This window comes from Achromobacter deleyi (assembly GCF_902859705.1).
In the GTDB taxonomy this organism is placed as follows: Bacteria; Pseudomonadota; Gammaproteobacteria; order Burkholderiales; family Burkholderiaceae_B; genus Achromobacter; species Achromobacter deleyi.
The window spans coordinates 110,245-128,718 of the sequence record NZ_CADIJO010000004.1; the positions used below are offsets into that span (position 1 = coordinate 110,245).

The window sequence follows — 18,474 nt, forward strand, 5'->3', positions numbered from 1 at the left end:
CTCCGTACCAGTGGTATGACCAAGCGATCGTCCTTAAACGCCATCCTGCTCATGCCAACTGTAAGTGGCTGATATAAAACCATAAAAAAACGATGTTTGCCTGGCGTAGCTTGAATAAACTGGTATGACCAGCTGGTTTTGATATGGACTTTGGCGCACGCGCGAACGATGATGTCACGACAGATTCGCCCGGCGCGCGCGCCGCCCAGACCTCCTTACCAGAGACTCGCATGACTCAACGCACCCAGCACCACGGCCTGCAAGTGGCGGCCAATCTCAGCCAGTTCATCGAAAAGGAAGCGTTGCCCGGCTCCGGCCTGGACGCCGACGCCTTCTGGAAGGGGTTCTCGGCCCTGGTGCACGACCTGGCCCCCAAGAACCGCGCCCTGCTGGCCGAACGCGACCGCCTGCAGGCCGAACTCGATACCTGGCACCGCGCCCATCCGGGCCCCATCGCCGACCCGGCCGCCTACCGCAAGTTCCTGGAAGGCATCGGTTACCTGCTGCCGCAGCCGGCCAGCGTGCGCGCCACCACCGACCACGTCGACACCGAAATCTCGCAGCAGGCCGGCCCGCAACTGGTGGTGCCGGTGTCGAACTCGCGCTACGCCTTGAACGCCGCCAACGCGCGCTGGGGCAGCCTCTACGACGCGCTCTACGGCACCGACGCCATCCCTGCCACGCCTGGCGACACCGGCAAGGGCTACAACCCCGAACGCGGCGCCGCCGTCATCGCCCGCGCCCGCAGCTTCCTCGATACCGCCGCACCGCTGGCGCAAGGCTCGCACGCCGACGCCCGCGGCTACACGGTCAAGAACGGCCAGCTCAGCGTCGCGCTCGCAAACGGCGCCACCACGCTCAAGGCGCCGTCGCAGTTCGTGGGCTATCAAGGCAACGCCGACGCCCCCACGGCTGTGCTGCTCAAGAACAACGGCCTGCATTTCGAAATCCAGGTCGACCGCAGCCACGCCATCGGCGCCACCGATGCCGCCGGCGTCAAAGACGTGCTGGTCGAAGCCGCGCTGACCACCATCATGGACTGCGAAGACTCGGTCGCGGCTGTCGACGCCGACGACAAGGTCCACATCTACCGCAACTGGCTCGGCCTGATGAAGGGCGACCTGACCGAAGCCGTCACCAAGGCCGGCAAGACCTTCACCCGCAAGCTCAACGCTGACCGCCAATACACCGGCGCCAACGGCGCCCCGCTGAGCCTGCACGGCCGCTCGCTGATGTTCGTGCGCAACGTCGGCCACCTCATGACCAACCCGGCCGTGCTCGACCGCGATGGGCAGGAAATTCCCGAAGGCATCCTGGACGCCGTGGTCACCAGCCTGGCCGCCCTGCACGACCGCGAACGCAAGCTCAATTCGCGCACGGGTTCGGTCTACATCGTCAAACCCAAGATGCATGGCCCGGCCGAAGCCGCCTTCGCCAGCGAATTGTTCGACCGCGTCGAAGACCTGCTCGGTGTGCCGCGCAACACCCTGAAAATGGGCATCATGGACGAAGAGCGCCGCACCAGCATCAACCTGAAGGCCTGCATCCAGGCCGCGGCTGCGCGCGTGGCGTTCATCAACACGGGCTTTCTGGACCGCACTGGCGACGAAATGCATTCCAGCATGGAAGCCGGCCCCATGCTGCGCAAGGGCGACATGAAGTCCACCGCCTGGATCACCGCCTACGAACGCAACAACGTGCTGGTCGGCCTGGATGCCGGCCTGCGCGGCCGCGCCCAGATCGGCAAGGGCATGTGGGCCATGCCCGACCTGATGGCCGCCATGCTCGAACAGAAGATTGCCCACCCCAAGGCCGGCGCCAACACCGCCTGGGTGCCCTCGCCCACCGCCGCCACCCTGCATGCGCTGCACTACCACCAGGTGGATGTGCAGGCCGTGCAACAGGAACTCGAACGCACCAAGCTCGACAGCGTTCGCGACGATCTGCTGGCCGGCCTCTTGACGGTGCCCGTCGGCGACCGCTCGAAGTGGTCCGCCGCCGACATCCAGCAAGAGCTCGACAACAACGTCCAGGGCATCCTGGGCTACGTGGTCCGCTGGATCGACCAGGGCGTCGGCTGCTCCAAGGTGCCCGACATCCACAACGTCGGCCTCATGGAAGACCGCGCCACGCTGCGCATCTCCAGCCAGCACATCGCCAACTGGCTGCGCCACGGCGTGACGAACCGCGACCAGGTCATGGAAACCTTCAAGCGCATGGCCAAGGTGGTTGATGGCCAGAACGCCGCAGACCCCCAGTACCTGCCCATGGCCGGCAACTTCGAGGGCTCGCTGGCGTTCAAGGCTGCTTGCGCGCTGGTGTTCGAAGGCCTGACCCAGCCCAACGGCTACACCGAGCCTTTGCTGCACAAGTTCCGCCTGGAATTCAAGGCCGCCCGGGCCTGATCATTCCGCCAGATCCGCATCACCCCGCCGGGCCGCGCAAGCGGCCCGGTTTTTCTTTGGCCGCCGCGACCGGCAGTGGCGGCAAATAAATCTCCCGGTTTCGCACGATCGTGCTAAATTTCGGGCATGACTGCCCTGACTGAAAAGAGCGAGCTGACTTTCGCGGCCATTGTGGACGCGGCCCTGGACATGGCCGCCGCCCAGGGGCTGGAGAGCCTGTCGCTCGGCCAGGTCGCCAAGCGGCTGGGGATCAGCAAGAGCGGCGTGTTCTCGCGGGTCGGTTCGCGCGAAGCGCTGCAACAGGCGGTGCTGGACGAGTACGACCGCCGCTTCGTGGCCGCCGTGTTCACCCCCGCCATGGCGCAACCCCGCGGGCTGCCTCGTCTGAATGCGCTGGTGGCCCACTGGATCGAACGCGCCTGCAATGTCGAACTGCTGACTGGCTGCATCTATGTTGCCGGCGCCTTTGAATACGACGACGTCGATACGCCCTTGCGCTCGGTGGTCGAAGAACATCTGCGCGGCTGGCGCGCCGCGATGGTACGCACCGTGCAGCAGGCGCTGGAGGCCGGCCACCTGCGTCCGGACACGGATCCCGAACAGTTGGTGTTCGAGGTCTACAGCCTGATGATCGGGCTGATGCACGACGCCCGCTTCCTGCGGGATCCCAAGGCGCACGAGCGGGTGCGCGCCGCCTACGAGCGTCTGATTTCCACGTATCGCAGCTTCAAGTACATCGAATAATCCCCTGGCGCCGGCGCGAGCCGGCATTTCTTGCAGCCAATTTCGCACGGTCGTGCGAATTTATTGAAAAATGGAGCGGGTCATGGTTTTCTACATCGCAGCAGCAGTCGGGGTGGCGGCGCTGGCACGCATCTGGTTCCTGTGGCGCGCCTTGCTGCGGCAATTGCCGGACTGCGCCCGTCATCTCGTGCTGTTCTAGCATGTCCTGCCTGGCGGGATGGCTCGACCCCAACAGGGCAAACGCAATGAACTCGCCCGGCGCGGGCATCCCGGTCTATATTCCGTATTCACTCCCCGCCCCCGCCCTCATGTCGCGCTCTGTTCATCTACTGATCATCGATCCGCAGAACGATTTCTGCGATCTGCCGAAGGGTTACCTGCCCGCCGATCCCCTGACCGGCCAGGCCATCATGCCCGCGCTGCCGGTGCCCGGCGCGCATGGCGACATGCAGCGGCTGGCGCGATTCATCGACGCCGCCGCGCCGGCGTTGTCCGCCGTGACCGTCACGCTGGATTCGCATCATCGACTGGACATTGCCCACCCGACGTTCTGGCGCACGGGCGACGGCCGGCCAGTCGCCCCATTCACGCCTATCACGGCCAGCCAGGTGCGTTCGGGTGCTTTCCAGCCCCGGCATGTCGATGACCTGCCGCGCACGCTGTCCTATCTGGATGAACTGGAGGTGCGCGGCCGCTACACCCTGATGGTGTGGCCCGTGCACTGCGAAATCGGCACCTGGGGCCACAATGTCCACCCGGATGTGCGCGCCGCCTACAGCCGCTGGGAAGACGCGGGCCAATTCATCGTGCGCAAGGTGCCCAAGGGCACCAACCCGTGGACGGAACACTACAGTGCGCTGATGGCCGAGGTGCCCGACGCCGACGATCCCCGTAGCCAGCTCAACCGCAACCTGCTCGACTCGCTGGATCGCGCCGATCTCATCGTCGTCGCAGGCGTTGCCGGTAGCCACTGCGTCAAGGCCACGGTCGAGCACATCGGTGAATACCTGCCGGGCGGCAATCTGTCGCGCGTCGTGCTGCTGACCGATTGCATCAGCCCGGTCACCGGGTTCGACGACGCCCAGTCCAGTTTTCTGCAACGCATGCGCGATCTGGGCATGCAGGCGCGCAGCAGCGTGGACATGGCGCGCGCACTGGCCTGAGCCTGCCCGCCAACACGGCGGCGCCCCAAAGACAACGGCCGCACGCTTGCGCTGTGCGGCCGTGGCGACAAACCGGTGGGCAGATCAAGCCGCCGGCTTATCCTGGCATTCCACATACAGGGCGCTGATCGCCTCGCACAAGGCGGGCGGCGCCTGGAACAGACGAGACACCAGCAGGCAACCCTGCACGGTGGCGAACACCGCGCGTCCGGCCGCTTCGGCGGTGCCCGAGAATTTCAATGTGCCTTCTTCAGCGCCTTGCGCCAGCACCCGGGTCAGCCAGACTTCGTGCGCCCGGAAGAATCCTTGCAAGGCGCCACGCACGCGCTCGGGCAGGCTCATGACTTCGGCGGCCAGCATGCCGCCCAGGCACAGCTCGCCACTGCTGCAGGCCTTCGATTCCATCATCGACAGATAGGCTTCAAGCTGGGCGTGGGCCGGTTGGGCGGTATCGATGCTGCGCACCGAGGCCAGCGCACGGGCGCTGTAGGCTTCGACGGCCTCGTAGAGCAGGTCGTCCTTGCCAGGAAAGTAGTAGTGAATGCTGGACGTCTTCACGCCCACATGCTCAGCCAGGTCGCGATAGCTGAAGCCATTGCAACCGCGGGTACGGATCAGCTTCTCGGCATGGGCCAGCAGCTGGTCGCGGGTGGTGTTGGGAGTCGGAGTGTCCATGGCTGAATATTACCTACTAATAGATCGGTTCGTCATCGGCGGGTTTCCCCGGGCCGGAACAACCGTGCGGACTCCGGCCGGGAAATATCCCGCCCCCCGGAGTCCGCATCGTTCGGCATCAGACTCAGCCTTGAACGGGCGGGTAGTCCAGTTCACCGCTTTCGGTCAGGCCTTGGGCGCGGGCAGCAGCCAGTTCCTGCTTCACTTGGGCGCGGCTCTTGTCACCGGCGCTGGCGAAAGCAGTGGCGGCGTAGCCTTCTTCGTTGGTGACCAGTTCACCATTGGCGCGGGCGGCGGCCAGTTCTTGCTGCACCTGGGCGCGGGTCACCGTGCTTTGGGTGTTCGCGGCGGGCGGATAGTCCAGTTCGCCGGCTTGGGCGGCGCCGATGAACGAGGCGGACAGGATCAGGGCGGATACGAGGGTCTTCATGGTGGATCTCCAGTAAGGATGGGGTGATGCTTGGCTTGCTGTTCAGGGGGTTGCTGCTTGGGTCTTGCTGTTTGGTCTTGCTGCCGACATTGCGGCCAGGCCCGAATAAGGCTACCTATCTATAGATAGACGTCCAGCCAAAAAAAATCAGCCTTGAACGGGGGGATAGTCCAGTTCGCCGCTTTCGGTCAGGCCTTGGGCGCGGGCAGCAGCCAGTTCCTGCTTCACTTGGGCGCGGCTCTTGTCACCGGCGCTGGCGAAAGCAGTGGCGGCGTAGCCTTCTTCGTTGGTGACCAGTTCACCATTGGCGCGGGCGGCGGCCAGTTCTTGCTGCACCTGGGCGCGGGTCACCGTGCTTTGGGTGTTCGCGGCGGGCGGATAGTCCAGTTCGCCGGCTTGGGCGGCGCCGATGAACGAGGCGGACAGGATCAGGGCGGATACGAGGGTCTTCATGATGGATCTCCAGATAGCGATGGCTAGGTTGTTTCAGTTAAACTATCTACTTATAGGTAGATAGCAAGACAAATAAAAAGGGGACTACTGTATTTCTGGTTTGGGGCGACGCTGCGGTGTTGCTGGGTTTGCTGCGTCGATGGATGAATCTTACCTACTACTAGATAGATAGCGCAAGCGGTTATTGTGAAACCAGATATTTCAACGGTCTGCAGCCACGAGCAGCATCATGGGTCGGTCCTGTTCTTCGGCCAACGCAGGCTGGGCGGCAAGCTGGGCCGCGGTGGGCGCCCATTCGTCCAGGTGCGCCAGCGAGAAACCCGCTTCGATCAACAGGTTCACGTAGTCCCCCACGGTGCGGTGCTGCTTGATGACGCCCTTGGCCAGCCAGTCGGTGGTCCGCGGGCCCCGCAGCGCGTACTGATTCAACGGCCAGATGCGCTGCCCCGCGGCATCCTGGACGAAACCGGGCCGCGTCGGCGCCGTGTAGATCGGGTGCTCGGCCGAAAACACGAAGCGCCCGCCCGGTTTGAGCGCCTGGTGCACCGTGGCGAACAGCGTGGGCAGATGTTCCAGGTAATGCAGCGTCAACGAGCTATAGGCCAGGTCGACGCTTTGCGGCGGTAGCTGCAACTGGTCCAGATCGGCCCGCTGATACCGGATCGTGGCGCTGCGAGTGGTGTCACGTGCCCGCGCAAGCATGTTTTCGGACACGTCCAACCCCAGCACGTTGGCAGCCCCTTGCTCATCGGCCCAACGGCAGAACCAGCCGAAGCCGCACCCCAGGTCGACCACGTCGCGGCCCTTCACATCGGGCACCAGCGCCCGCAGCGCCGGCCACTCGGGCGCACCATCCAGGCCATGCACCGAGCGGGCCATCTGGCTATAGCCTTCAAAGAATTCCGGCGTGTCGTAGATGTTCTGGGTCATTTGGCTCTCTCGCGGGCATGACGGGCGGGCCTTTCAGACTACCCCTGTTAACAAGCTGTGGAAAAGCCCCGATTATCGGTGGGCAAGCTGTGGAGATGCTGTGCGCAGCCTGTGGACAGCACACGGGGGTATCGCCGGCAAACCCAGGTGGACTGCGGCGATCCAGGCCAGCCCAGTCGAAAAGCCGGAAATCGGGCAGGTAGTTTGCCTGCGTGAACGGATTCCCGCTCGCTCATTGCCTGCCCGCCCCCTTGTGCATAACCGGTGGAAAAGCCCTGAAAATCGGTGGGCAAGCTGTGGACAGGCTGTGCGTAGCCTGTGGACAGCCGCTGCTACGGCCAGGCAACGGACACAAAAAAGCCCGGCGGCCGCAAGGCTTGCCGGGCTATGTTGATGATGCGCGGTCGGCGCACCATCGCGATGACGCGATCAGAACGGGATATCGTCGTCCATGTCGGCCAGGTTGGCGCCGCCACCGGCCGGGGCCGATTGGGGGGCCGGACGTTGCTGCGGCGCCGGGCGCTGAGCCGGAGCGCGTTGCTGCGGCTGGCGCGCGGGCGCATCGTCGTAGCCACCGCCGCCACCGTAGCTGCCGCCACCGCCACCGCCGTCTTCGCGGCCACCCAGCATCTGCATCTGGTCAGCGACGATTTCAGTGCTGTAGCGATCGGCGCCGGTATCCTTGTCTTGCCACTTGCGGGTCTTCAGGCGGCCTTCGATGTAGACCGAGCGGCCCTTCTTCAGGTATTCGCCGGCGATTTCGGCCAGGCGGTTATACATGACGACGCGGTGCCATTCGGTTTCTTCGCGCTTCTCGCCGCTGGCCTTGTCCTTCCAGGACGAGGTGGTGGCGATGGACATGTTGCAGATTGCGGCCCCGTCGGGGCTGTAGCGGACTTCCGGGTCGCGACCCAGGTTGCCCACGAGAATGACTTTGTTAACCGATGCCATGCCGTTGTCCCTCTGTTGTTGACAGCCTGCGCCACGCGTTGCCGCGGACACGCCGGCAACAACATAAATAGCAATGTTGAAGACCGGCTTCATGAAACTCGCCGGTCATCATAGCGATGACCGGCGATGCCGGTGAAGCCCTAATTTGGCTAGTATTATCGACGAAAAGCGCCTGCCGCGCCAAACCGCAATCGTGACAAAGACATCCTGCCCGGGAAACGATTTCAGCGCTGTTGGACACCGTTGGCGGCGCGATCCGCGACTTTCCGCCCCCGGCATTGCCCGGCCCGCTAGGCCAGGGGCTTGAGCGCCCAGGTCACGACCAGCCACAAGGCCGCCAGCACCGCGGCGCCGACAAACACCGCCCCCGCGCCCGAATGCGAGGCCACCCAGCCGCCCAGCGCACCGCCGGTGAACAGGCCGGCGGCCTGGGCCGTGTTGTAGAACCCCAGCGCCAAGCCCTTGTAGGCCTGCGGCGCCACGCGCGACACCAGCGACGGCTGCAGGGCTTCGAGCACATTGAACGCCACGAAAAAGCCGGTCAAGGCCACCGCCAGGGTGTAAAAGCCATGGCTCGCCGCCGGCAGCAGCGCGCATACCAGCACCAGGCCCGCCACCGCGCCTCGCAGGGCGCCACGGTGCGCGCGGCGCTTTTCCGCCACGAACACCACCGGCACCATCAGCACGAACGACACCAGGATGACCGGCAGGTAGACCTTCCAGAGTTCGCGCGCGTCCAGGCCGCCCACCTTGGCCAGCAGCGCCGGCACCACCACGAACAACGACACCTGGATCAGGTGCAGCACGAAGACGCCGAAATTGAGCCGCAACAGGTCGCGGTGGGTCAGCACCTGGCGCGGGCTGGCCGCCTGCATGCTGCGGGCCTGCGTGCGCGGCACCACCGGCACGACCCAGCGCGCCACGCCCAGGCAGATCACGCCCAGACAGGCAATGGTCCAGAACAGGCCCGACAGCCCCCACCAGCCCACCAGCACCGGCGACAGCACCAACGACACCGCGAACGACAGGCCGATGGATCCGCCCACCATGGCCATGGCCCGGGTGCGGACCTCGTCCCGGGTGGCGTCGGCCAGCCAGGCCGTCACGGCGGCCGAGATGGCGCCGGCGCCCTGGATGGCGCGGCCGATGGTGATCCAGAACACGTCGGTCGCCTGGGCACAGACAATGCTGCCCGCCACGAACAGCAGCAGGCCGAAGATCACCACGGGCCGGCGGCCCCAGCGGTCGGACGCCAGGCCGAACGGAATCTGCATGAAAGCCTGGGTCAGGCCATACATGCCCAGCGCCAGGCCCACGCGCGCCGGGTCGTCGCCCCCGGGCAGGCCGCGGGCGGCAACGGCGAAAACGGGCAACAACAGGAACAACCCCAGCATCCGCGCGGCGAACAGGCCGGCCAGCGCCACGCTGGCGCGGCGCTCGGAAGGGGTCAATTTCAGTTTGGTATCTGCCGGCATGCGGAAATCTAGACGATGACGAGGGCCGGCCGCGCTGACGGATGTCATGCGCTTACGGTCTGATCCTGGGCGCCGGGTCCGCATCAAGCTATCTTGGCGAACGCCCCCGTACGGGGGAGGACTCGGCGCGCTATAGTACCAAGTTGGCCTTTGCAACCGCTTAAAAGAGCCCGATAGACGTGACCATACGCATTCGGGGTGCTCGCACCCACAATCTCAAGAACGTCTCGCTGGATCTGCCGCGCCACAAGCTGGTGGTGGTGACGGGCCTGTCCGGCTCGGGCAAGTCCTCGCTGGCGTTCGACACGCTCTACGCGGAAGGGCAACGGCGCTACGTCGAAAGCCTTTCCGCCTATGCGCGCCAGTTCCTGCAACTGATGGACAAGCCCGACGTGGACCTGATCGAAGGCCTGTCGCCGGCGATCTCCATCGAGCAGAAGGCCGCGGGGCACAATCCGCGCTCCACGGTCGGCACCATCACCGAGATCCACGACTACCTGCGCCTGCTGTATGCGCGGGTCGGCACGCCCTACTGCCCCGATCACGGCCTGCCGTTGCAGGCCCAGAGCGTCAGCCAGATGGTGGACGCGGTGCTGTCCTGGCCGGCCGAGACCCGGCTGGCGGTGCTGGCCCCCATCGCGCGCGGCAAGAAAGGCAGCTTCGAAGACGAATGCGCCAGCCTGCAGGCGCAAGGCTATGTACGCCTGCGCGTAGACGGCCAGATGGTCGAAATCGACGGCATGGCGCCCCTCAAGAAAACCGAGAAGCACGACATTGATGTCGTGATCGACCGGTTGCGCATCAAGCCCGAAAGCAAGCAGCGTCTGGCCGAAAGCTTCGAAACCGCCCTGCAGCTGGCCGACGGCCGCGCGCTGGCGCTCGACATGGACAGCACTCGCGAACAGGTCTTCTCCAGCCGCTACGCCTGCCCCGTCTGCAGCCACAGCCTGCCGGAACTGGAACCGCGCCTGTTCAGTTTCAACAACCCGATGGGCGCCTGCCCCAGCTGTGACGGCATCGGCCAGGTCGGGTTCTTCGACCCCAAGCGCGTGGTCGCCTTCCCCGAACTCAGCCTGGCGGCCGGCGCCATCCGCGGCTGGGACCGCCGCAACGCCTTTACCCATTCGCTGCTGACCAGCCTGGCCGCGCACTACGAATTCGATATCGAAGCGCCCTTCGAAGACCTGCCCGAGACGCTGCGCGACAAGGTGCTGTACGGCTCCGGCGAAGAAGAAATCTCGTTCCTCTACCTGAACGAAAAGGGCCGCAGCACCGTCAAGCGCCACACCTTCGAAGGCGTGATCCCCAACCTGGAACGCCGCTGGCGCGAAACCGATTCGGCCACCGTGCGCGAAGAACTCGGCAAGTACCGCAACATCAAGACCTGCCCGGATTGCGGCGGTTCGCGCCTGCGGCCCGAGGCCCGCAATGTGCTGATCGGCCACGATCCGCGCGGCGGCGAACGCCACGGCCAGGCCATCTACGAAGTCGAAGCCATGCCGCTGTCGACCTGCCTGGCGTGGTTTCGCGATCTGACGCTGACCGGCGCCAAGCAAGAGATCGCCCAGCGCATCGTGCGCGAGATCGAGGCGCGCCTGAGCTTCCTGAACAACGTCGGCCTGAACTACCTGTCGCTGGACCGCAGCGCCGACACCATCTCCGGCGGCGAGGCACAGCGCATTCGCCTGGCCAGCCAGATCGGCTCGGGCCTGACCGGCGTCATGTACGTGCTGGACGAACCCTCCATCGGCCTGCACCAGCGCGACAACGACCGCCTGATCGGCACCCTGCAGCACCTGCGCGACCTGGGCAACAGCGTCATCGTGGTCGAACACGACGAAGACATGATCCGCATGGCCGACTGGGTCGTGGACATGGGACCCGGCGCGGGCGAGCATGGCGGTGAAGTCGTGGCGCAAGGCGATCCCGACACCGTGCAGCGCGATCCCAATTCGCTCACGGGCCAGTACCTGAGCGGCAAGCGCGCCATCGCCATTCCAGAGCGCCGCCCGGTCACCGACGACCTGCCCTGGCTGACGCTCACCGGCGCCAGCGGCAACAACCTGAAAACCGTGGACTTGCGCCTGCCCGCGGGCCGGCTGATCTGCGTGACCGGCGTGTCGGGGTCGGGCAAGTCGACCCTGGTCAACGACACGCTGGCCGTGGCGGTGTCGCGCGCGCTGCATCATGCGCAAAGCGAACCCGCGCCTTACGTGTCTATGCAGGGGCTTGAAAACTTCGACAAGATCATCAGCGTCGACCAAAGCCCCATCGGCCGCACGCCGCGCAGCAACCCGGCCACCTACACCGGCCTGTTCACGCCCATCCGAGAATTGTTCGCGGGCGTGCCCGAGGCGCGCACGCGCGGCTACGATCCCGGCCGCTTCAGCTTCAACGTCAAGGGCGGACGCTGCGAAGCCTGCCAGGGCGACGGCGTGGTCAAGGTGGAAATGCACTTTCTGCCCGACATGTACGTGCCCTGCGACGTCTGCCACGGCAAGCGCTACAACCGCGAAACGCTCGAAATCCGCTATCGCGGCCGCAACATCAGCGAGGTGCTGGACCTGACCGTCGAGCAGGCGCTGGAATACTTCGAATCGGTACCGGCCATTGCGCGCAAGCTGCATACGCTGATCGACGTGGGCCTGTCGTATATCCGGCTGGGCCAAAGCGCCACGACGCTGTCCGGCGGCGAAGCGCAGCGCGTCAAGCTGTCCCAGGAACTATCGCGGCGCAGCACCGGCCGCACGCTGTACATCCTGGATGAACCCACCACCGGCCTGCATTTCCGCGACATCGAACTGCTGCTGCAGGTGCTGAACCAACTGGTGGACAGCGGCAACACCGTGCTGATCATCGAACACAACCTGGACGTCATCAAGACGGCGGACTGGCTGGTCGACATGGGCCCCGAAGGCGGCGACGGCGGCGGCCGCGTGGTGGCGCAAGGCACCCCCGAAGACGTCGCCGACGCCCCGGGCAGCCATACGGGACACTATCTGGGCAAACTGCTGCGCCGCACGCCCGGCGGTTGACGGGCGCGGCTCCACATAGGGGAATCGACATGTACACCTTGATCATCGGCAACAAGAACTATTCGTCGTGGTCCTTGCGCCCCTGGCTCGCCCTGCGCGCCACCGGTGTCGCATTCACCGAGCAAAAGCTGGGCTTGTTCACCGAGGACTTCGCCCGCAGCCTGGGCCCGCTGACCCCGGCCGGCCTGGTGCCGGTGCTGCTGGATGGCGAATTCGCCGTGTGGGATTCGCTGGCCATCTGCGAATACGTTGCCGAACAGCACCCCGAGGCCCGCCTGTGGCCGCAGGATGCCCGTGCCCGTGGGCGGGCCCGCTCGCTGGCCGCGCAGATGCACAGCGGCTTTGGCGCACTGCGCCAGGCCCTGCCCATGAACATCGAAGCCCACCTGCCCGGCATCGATATCCCCGAAGCCGCACGCCAGGACATCTCGCGCATACATGCCATCTGGCAAGACACGCGCGCCGAATTCGGCCAGGGCGGCCCGTTCCTGTTCGGTGGGTTCTCGATCGCCGACGCGTTCTTTGCGCCGATCGTGTCGCGTTTCACCACGTATGGCATCGCCGCGGCGGGCCCGGTGCGCGACTACATGGATGCGGTGCTGGCGCTGCCGGCCATGCAGGAATGGATGCGCGATGCACGCGCCGAGGCCACCTTCGTCGAAGCCGACGAACCCTACCGCAAGAATCGCTGAAACCGTGGCAGTGACGGTTTGCCGCCGTGGCAAACCGCCTGTTCCCGGGGCCTACGTCATGTCGAACAGGCGCTTGTGCTCGCGGATGGCGTAGCGGTCGGTCATGCCGGCGATGTAGTCCGCAATGGCACGGGCCTGCTCGTTGAACGCCGCCCGGCGATAGTCCGGCGGCAGCAGCCGCGGGTCATCCAGGAAGGCTGCAAACAATTCGCGCACGATGCGCCGCGCCTTGGTGGTCATGCGCAGCACCCGATAGTGCCGGTACAGGTTGTCGAACAGGAATTTCTTCAGCTCGTCGGCTTCGCGGCGAATCACGTCTGAAAACCCGGCCAGCGGCGGCGCACGCCGTACGTCGTCGGCGCTGGCCGGCGCCACATCGCGTATGCGTGCCAGCGACGTCTGCGTCAGATCGGTGATCAGCGTATTGATCATGCGGCGAATGGTCTCGGCCACCGCCCGGCGCGACGCCAGGCCCGGGTAGCGATCCAGCACCTGGGCATGATGCCGCTGGAAAATCGAGACGTCCTGCAATTGTTCGAGCGTTATGAGGCCCGAGCGCAGGCCGTCGTCGATATCGTGGTTGTTGTAGGCCACTTCGTCAGCCAGGTTGGCCAACTGCGCCTCGAGCGAGGGCTGGGTACGCGACAGGAAGCGTTCGCCCACGGCGCCCAGTTGCCGTGCATGCGCCGCCGAGCAATGCTTGAGTATGCCCTCGCGCGTTTCGAAGCAGAGGTTCAAACCATTGAAGTCGGCGTAGCGCTCTTCAAGCTCGTCCACCACGCGCAGGCTCTGCAGGTTGTGCTCGAAGCCGCCCGCCTCGGGCGCCAGCTCGCGCATGCAGGCATTGAGTTCGTCCTGGCCCGCATGGCCGAAGGGCGTGTGGCCCAGGTCATGCGCCAGCGAAATGGCTTCGGTCAGGTCTTCGGACAGCCCCAGGCTGCGCGCCAGCGTGCGCGCGATCTGCGCCACTTCCAGGCTGTGCGTCAGCCGGGTGCGGAACAGATCGCCTTCGTGGTTCACGAAGACCTGGGTCTTGTATTCCAGCCGCCGAAAGGCGCTTGAATGCACGATGCGGTCGCGGTCGCGCTGGAATTCGCTGCGGTTTTCCGGCGGCGGCTCGGCATAGGTCCGGCCGCGCGATCGGGACGGGTCGGATGCATAGGAAGCCAGTTCTTTCATCTGCGACACCGTCACTCCTGTCGTTACTCGGTGGTTCGGGCCAGTACGGCACGCACGGCGTCTGCCGGCGCCGCCCGCATCATCGCTTCGCCGATGCGGGTCATGAGCACATAGCGGATTTCACCGCCCTCGGTCTTTTTATCGACCTGCATCAGGTCCAGCCAACGTTCGGCGCCCAGGTCGGGCGCCACCGTGGGGCAGCCGATGGCCGCCACCAGGTCGCGCACGCGCGCCACATCGGCACGCGGAAAACCCGCCACGTCGGCCGACAGCTCGGCAGCCTGCACCATGCCACAGCCCACGGCCTCGCCGTGCAGCCAGGCGCCGTAGCCCAGGCCGGCCTCGATGGCGTGGCCAAAGGTATGGCCCAGGTTCAGGATCGCGCGCAGGCCGGATTCGCGCTCGTCCTTGCCCACCACCTGCGCCTTCAGCTCGCAAGAGCGGCGGATGGCATAGGCGATGGCCTGGGGGTCCAGGCTGCGCAGCTTGGGCGCGTTTTCCTCGCACCAGGTCCAGAAATCCGGATCCAGGATCAGGCCGTACTTGATGACTTCCGCCAAGCCCGCCGAGACTTCGCGCGCCGGCAGGGTGTTGAGCACGTCGGTGTCGATTTCCACCGCCAGCGGCTGGTAGAAGGCGCCGATCATGTTCTTGCCCAGCGGGTGGTTCACGGCCGTCTTGCCGCCCACCGACGAATCAACCTGGGCCAGCAGCGTCGTGGGCACCTGCACGAAGCGCACGCCGCGCATGTACACCGCGGCGGCAAACCCGGTCATGTCGCCGATTACGCCGCCGCCCAGCGCCACCAGCACGCAGCGCCGGTCCAGGCGATGTGTCAACAGGGCGTCGAAGATCAGGTTCAGCGACTGCCAGTCTTTATAGGACTCGCCGTCGGGCAATTCGATGCGCAGCACCCGCTTGCCGGTGCGCGCCAGGGCGGCCTCGGCGCGTTCGCCGTACAGCGCGGCCACCGTGGGGTTGGTGACCACGGCGATGGCGGTGGCGTCGGCGGGAATGCTCTGGTCCAGGGCGTCCAGGCGGCCCGGCGCGATGCGGATCGGGTACTGCCCGCCCGGGGTGTCGACCTCAACAACGTTCATATCTGCTTCTCGAAGGCTTGTAATTGCGGCAGCAGCGCCTTGACCAGGGTGTGGATGGGCATCGAGCCCGTTTCCACCACCAGGTCGGCTACTTCTTTATAGAGGGGCTCGCGCAGCGTCATCAGATCGCGCAGCGTGCCACGGGGATCGGCGGTGGCCAGCAGGGGACGGTTGCGATCGCGGCAAGTCCGGCGGAACAATTCGTCCACGCTGGCCCTCAAATAGACCACGATGCCCCGCTGGCGCAACCGCAGGCGGTTTTCGGCCGCCAGGATGGCGCCGCCGCCCGTGGCAAGAATTATGTTGCGCCGTTGGGTACACTCTTCCAAAGCGGCGGCCTCCCGGCGACGGAAACCGGCCTCGCCCTCGATTTCGAAGATTACCGGCACCCGTACGCCGCAACGCGCCTCGAGCTCATGATCCAGATCGACAAACTCGCGCCCCAGGGCACGCGCCAGGCCACGGCCGATGGTCGTTTTACCGGCACCCATCATCCCCACCAGGAAGACGGGCAGGTCATGCGGCAACGACACGGTCTTGCCTGCGCATTCCGAGGCGCAAGGCAAGTTTTCGGGCGCCTCGCCGGAGGGCGCCAGGTCCGGGTCAGCCTCCGGACATGAGTGAGCGGAAAAGTTCATGACGGCATTATCACATCTGCCGCCAAGTTGCCCGCGCACCACACTGAACTATCTTGTTACAGAAACCGATCCGCCTCGCTAAGGCGGGACCGGAGATACCCGTAAAATCGCCGCGATGAGCAAGCCCCAGAATTCCTCCAAAAAAGACAAGCCCGCCAAGAGCGGTTCCCCGATATTGCGATTTTTCGTCAAGACCGGCATTTTCTGTGCCGGCCTGTTCCTGTGCGGCGTCCTGCTGGCGGGGATGGCTCTGGCGCTGGCGTGGCCCAACCTGCCCGACCTGAACGCCATGACGGATTACCGCCCGCGGGTGCCGCTGCGCGTCTATACGGCCGACAAGGTGCTCATCGGCGAGTTCGGCGAAGAACGCCGCAACGTGCTGCGCTTCAACGAAATCCCGGACGTCATGAAGTCCGCGGTGCTGGCCGCCGAAGACGACCGCTTCTACCAGCACGGCGGCATCGACTGGACGGGCGTGGTCCGGGCAGGCCTGACCAACCTGATCAACATGTCCAAGACGCAGGGCGCCAGCACGATCACCATGCAGGTGGCGCGCAACTTCTACCTGTCGTCCGAAAAGACCTACTCGCGCAAGTTCTACGAACTGCTGCTGACGTTCAAGATCGAATCCGAGCTCACCAAGGATCAGATCCTTGAGCTCTACATGAACCAGATCTATCTGGGGCATCGCGCCTACGGCTTCGCCGCCGCCTCGCGCACGTACTTCGGCAAGCCGCTGTCGGAAGTCACCCCGGCCGAAGCCGCCATGCTGGCCGGCATCCCCAAGGCCCCTTCGCGCTTCAACCCGATTTCCAACCGCCCCCGCGCCGAACTGCGCCAGCGCTACGTGCTGGGCCGCATGCAGTCGCTGGGCTACCTGACCGAGCCTGAGTACAAGCAGGCGATGGCGCAGCAGATCGTCATGAAGTCGGCGGAAGGCACGCCCGCGGGCGGCTATGCCATCCATGGCGAATACGTGGCCGAACTGGCCCGCCAGCTGCTGTTCAATGTCTACCAGGACAACGTCTACTCGCGCGGCATCAACATCTACACCACGGTCCAGTCCAAGGACCAGGAAGCCGCCTACCGCGCCGTACGCGAAGGCGTGCTGGAATACACCCGCCGCGCCCCCTACCCCGGCCCCGAAGAGCAGCTCGACCTGCCCCCCGGCACCGAGAACAACCCGCAGGCCCTGGACGAATTCCTGGACGGCGTGTTCGACAAGTTCAGCGACAGCGGCGACCTGCTGACCGCGCTGGTCCTGTCGGCCAGCCCCACCGAGGTCAAGCTGGCCCGCAGCTCGCGCGAAGTCATCACCGTCACCGACAAGAAGGTGCTGGGCGTGGTGGCCCGTGCGCTCAATGACAAGGCCAAGCCCGAACAACGCATCAAGCGCGGTTCCGTCGTCTACATCCGCAAGCTGGGCGACAACTGGGAAATCATCAACCTGCCGTCGGTGCAGGCCGCGTTCGTGGCCCTGTCGCCGCAGGATGGCGCCATCCGCGCCATGGTCGGCGGCTTCGACTTCTACCGCGGCAATTTCAACCGCGTGACGCAAGCCTGGCGCCAACCGGGCTCGAACATCAAGCCGTTCATCTACGCCGCGTCGCTCGAACGCGGCCTGACGCCGGCCACGCAGATTTCCGACCAGCCGTTCGAGCTGACCGCCGCGCAAACGGGCTCCAAGGCCTGGAACCCGAAGAACTACGGCAACCAGTACGAGCCCATGCTGACGCTGCGCCAGGGCCTGTACAAGTCCAAGAACATGGTCTCGATCCGCATCCTGCAGGCCATCGGCCCGCAGTACGCCCAGGACTACCTGACCCGCTTTGGCTTCGACAAGGCGCGTCAGCCGGCCGTGCTGCCGCTGGCGCTGGGCGCCGGTTCCGTGACCCCGCTGCAACTGGCCGGCGCGTTCTCGGTGTTCGCCAACGGCGGCTACCGCATCACGCCCTACCTGATCGACCGCGTCACCGACAGCAACGGCAAGATCGTGATGCAGTCCAAGCCCGTCGTGGCCGGCGATGCCGCTGCCCGCGCCATCGATCCGCGCACCGCCTGGATCATGGACGACGTGCTCCGTGGCGTGGCCACCTACGGCACCGCTGCCCGCGCCCGCGTACTGCTCAAGCGCAATGACATCGCCGGCAAGACCGGGACCACCAACGAATCCGTGGATGCCTGGTTCTCGGGCTACACCCCGTCTCTCGTCGCCACCGCCTGGCTGGGCTTTGACCAGCCCAAGTCGCTCGGTTCGCGCGAAACCGGCGGCGGCGTGGCCATGCCGATCTGGGTCGACTACATGCAGGACGTGCTCAAGGGCGTGCCGGAAGAAAAGCCGCGCCCCCGTCCGGACGGCATCATCGTCGAGAACGGCGAATACTATTTCTCGGAATTCCCGCCCGGACAAGCCGTGGCCCGTCTGGGCCTGCCCCAGGCCGACACGCTGGGCGAGTTCCTGAACGGCCTGAACAACGACAGCGGCGCCGACAACCGCATCAAGGTCGCGCCGGGCGTGGGCACGCAGAACGCGCAGCCCTGGTCGCAGAAAATTCCTTTCTGACGCGCAAAGAAAAAGGCCGGTTCGCATGAACCGGCCTTTTT

Annotated in this window: 15 protein-coding genes; 6 read left to right on the forward strand and 9 right to left on the reverse strand. The window is 65.5% G+C overall.

All coding sequences use genetic code 11. The features are described 5' to 3' along the window. Window positions 1-230 precede the first annotated feature (230 nt). The 3 genes from HV798_RS07605 to HV798_RS07615 all read left to right on the forward strand — a co-directional run bounded on the left by HV798_RS07605 (window position 231) and on the right by HV798_RS07615 (window position 4,312). On the forward strand, window positions 231-2,405 hold the full coding sequence (locus tag HV798_RS07605) for a malate synthase G (RefSeq protein ID WP_175192378.1): 2,175 nt from the start codon (window positions 231-233) through the stop codon (window positions 2,403-2,405). 126 nt (window positions 2,406-2,531) lie between these two features. After that, window positions 2,532-3,149, forward strand: a complete 618-nt coding sequence (locus HV798_RS07610) for a TetR/AcrR family transcriptional regulator (protein WP_025136300.1) — start codon at window positions 2,532-2,534, stop codon at window positions 3,147-3,149. Between the two features lie 308 nt (window positions 3,150-3,457). After that, window positions 3,458-4,312, forward strand: a complete 855-nt coding sequence (locus HV798_RS07615) for a cysteine hydrolase family protein (protein WP_175192466.1) — start codon at window positions 3,458-3,460, stop codon at window positions 4,310-4,312. An 84-nt stretch (window positions 4,313-4,396) separates the two neighbouring features. Here HV798_RS07615 and HV798_RS07620 read toward each other — a convergent pair whose 3' ends face one another. The 6 genes from HV798_RS07620 to HV798_RS07645 all read right to left on the reverse strand — a co-directional run bounded on the left by HV798_RS07620 (window position 4,397) and on the right by HV798_RS07645 (window position 9,226). Beyond that, a complete protein-coding gene (locus HV798_RS07620) occupies window positions 4,397-4,987 on the reverse strand; it encodes a TetR/AcrR family transcriptional regulator (protein WP_025136302.1) in 591 nt (196 codons plus the stop codon). 124 nt (window positions 4,988-5,111) lie between these two features. Continuing rightward, on the reverse strand, window positions 5,112-5,417 hold the full coding sequence (locus tag HV798_RS07625) for a DUF4148 domain-containing protein (protein ID WP_175192377.1): 306 nt from the start codon (window positions 5,415-5,417) through the stop codon (window positions 5,112-5,114). Between the two features lie 147 nt (window positions 5,418-5,564). Then, on the reverse strand, window positions 5,565-5,870 hold the full coding sequence (locus tag HV798_RS07630) for a DUF4148 domain-containing protein (RefSeq protein ID WP_175192377.1): 306 nt from the start codon (window positions 5,868-5,870) through the stop codon (window positions 5,565-5,567). Window positions 5,871-6,071: 201 nt separating this feature from the next. Continuing rightward, complete coding sequence (locus HV798_RS07635; RefSeq protein WP_175192376.1) at window positions 6,072-6,800, reverse strand: class I SAM-dependent methyltransferase; 729 nt, start codon at window positions 6,798-6,800, stop codon at window positions 6,072-6,074. Between the two features lie 429 nt (window positions 6,801-7,229). Next, window positions 7,230-7,751, reverse strand: a complete 522-nt coding sequence (ssb, locus tag HV798_RS07640; protein ID WP_175192375.1) for a single-stranded DNA-binding protein — start codon at window positions 7,749-7,751, stop codon at window positions 7,230-7,232. Between the two features lie 290 nt (window positions 7,752-8,041). Further along, window positions 8,042-9,226: an MFS transporter gene (locus HV798_RS07645; RefSeq protein WP_025136307.1), complete on the reverse strand. Its 1,185-nt coding sequence runs from the start codon at window positions 9,224-9,226 to the stop codon at window positions 8,042-8,044. A gap of 179 nt (window positions 9,227-9,405) precedes the next feature. Here HV798_RS07645 and uvrA point away from each other — a divergent pair, with 179 nt between their 5' ends. After that, entirely contained in the window at window positions 9,406-12,261 is a 2,856-nt protein-coding gene (gene uvrA / locus HV798_RS07650) for an excinuclease ABC subunit UvrA (protein WP_425486128.1), read from the forward strand. Between the two features lie 29 nt (window positions 12,262-12,290). Further along, window positions 12,291-12,953 carry a glutathione S-transferase family protein gene (locus HV798_RS07655; RefSeq protein WP_175192374.1) on the forward strand — a complete coding sequence of 221 codons (663 nt, stop codon included), beginning with the start codon at window positions 12,291-12,293 and terminating at the stop codon, window positions 12,951-12,953. A 51-nt stretch (window positions 12,954-13,004) separates the two neighbouring features. On the opposite strand, the gene HV798_RS07660 is transcribed toward HV798_RS07655, so the two are convergent. Genes HV798_RS07660 through HV798_RS07670 form a run of 3 tightly spaced genes read right to left on the reverse strand, consistent with a single transcriptional unit; the run spans window position 13,005 to window position 15,726 of the window. Next, entirely contained in the window at window positions 13,005-14,132 is a 1,128-nt protein-coding gene (locus tag HV798_RS07660) for a deoxyguanosinetriphosphate triphosphohydrolase (RefSeq protein WP_175192464.1), read from the reverse strand. Window positions 14,133-14,155: 23 nt separating this feature from the next. Next, entirely contained in the window at window positions 14,156-15,232 is a 1,077-nt protein-coding gene (aroB, locus tag HV798_RS07665; protein WP_175192373.1) for a 3-dehydroquinate synthase, read from the reverse strand. Further along, a complete protein-coding gene (locus tag HV798_RS07670) occupies window positions 15,229-15,726 on the reverse strand; it encodes a shikimate kinase (protein WP_232786501.1) in 498 nt (165 codons plus the stop codon). The genes aroB and HV798_RS07670 overlap by 4 nt, the downstream gene beginning before the upstream one ends. 259 nt (window positions 15,727-15,985) lie before the next feature. Between HV798_RS07670 and HV798_RS07675 the strand changes: the two genes are divergently transcribed. Beyond that, window positions 15,986-18,433 (forward strand): penicillin-binding protein 1A, encoded by a 2,448-nt coding sequence (locus HV798_RS07675; protein WP_175192372.1) that lies wholly within the window; start codon window positions 15,986-15,988, stop codon window positions 18,431-18,433. Window positions 18,434-18,474: the final 41 nt, after the last annotated feature.

Excerpts from the sequence above, each read along its gene's own strand:
- HV798_RS07625 (WP_175192377.1), bottom strand. The coding sequence starts at position 5,417 with ATGAAGACCCTCGTATCCGCCCTGATCCTGTCCGCCTCGTTCATCGGC.
- HV798_RS07615 (WP_175192466.1), top strand. The coding sequence starts at position 3,458 with ATGTCGCGCTCTGTTCATCTACTGATCATCGATCCGCAGAACGATTTC.
- HV798_RS07630 (WP_175192377.1), bottom strand. The coding sequence starts at position 5,870 with ATGAAGACCCTCGTATCCGCCCTGATCCTGTCCGCCTCGTTCATCGGC.
- HV798_RS07645 (WP_025136307.1), bottom strand. The coding sequence starts at position 9,226 with ATGCCGGCAGATACCAAACTGAAATTGACCCCTTCCGAGCGCCGCGCC.
- HV798_RS07675 (WP_175192372.1), top strand. The coding sequence starts at position 15,986 with ATGAGCAAGCCCCAGAATTCCTCCAAAAAAGACAAGCCCGCCAAGAGC.
- aroB (WP_175192373.1), bottom strand. The coding sequence starts at position 15,232 with ATGAACGTTGTTGAGGTCGACACCCCGGGCGGGCAGTACCCGATCCGC.
- HV798_RS07655 (WP_175192374.1), top strand. The coding sequence starts at position 12,291 with ATGTACACCTTGATCATCGGCAACAAGAACTATTCGTCGTGGTCCTTG.
- ssb (WP_175192375.1), bottom strand. The coding sequence starts at position 7,751 with ATGGCATCGGTTAACAAAGTCATTCTCGTGGGCAACCTGGGTCGCGAC.
- HV798_RS07620 (WP_025136302.1), bottom strand. The coding sequence starts at position 4,987 with ATGGACACTCCGACTCCCAACACCACCCGCGACCAGCTGCTGGCCCAT.
- HV798_RS07635 (WP_175192376.1), bottom strand. The coding sequence starts at position 6,800 with ATGACCCAGAACATCTACGACACGCCGGAATTCTTTGAAGGCTATAGC.
- HV798_RS07605 (WP_175192378.1), top strand. The coding sequence starts at position 231 with ATGACTCAACGCACCCAGCACCACGGCCTGCAAGTGGCGGCCAATCTC.
- HV798_RS07670 (WP_232786501.1), bottom strand. The coding sequence starts at position 15,726 with ATGATGGGTGCCGGTAAAACGACCATCGGCCGTGGCCTGGCGCGTGCC.
- HV798_RS07660 (WP_175192464.1), bottom strand. The coding sequence starts at position 14,132 with ATGAAAGAACTGGCTTCCTATGCATCCGACCCGTCCCGATCGCGCGGC.
- HV798_RS07610 (WP_025136300.1), top strand. The coding sequence starts at position 2,532 with ATGACTGCCCTGACTGAAAAGAGCGAGCTGACTTTCGCGGCCATTGTG.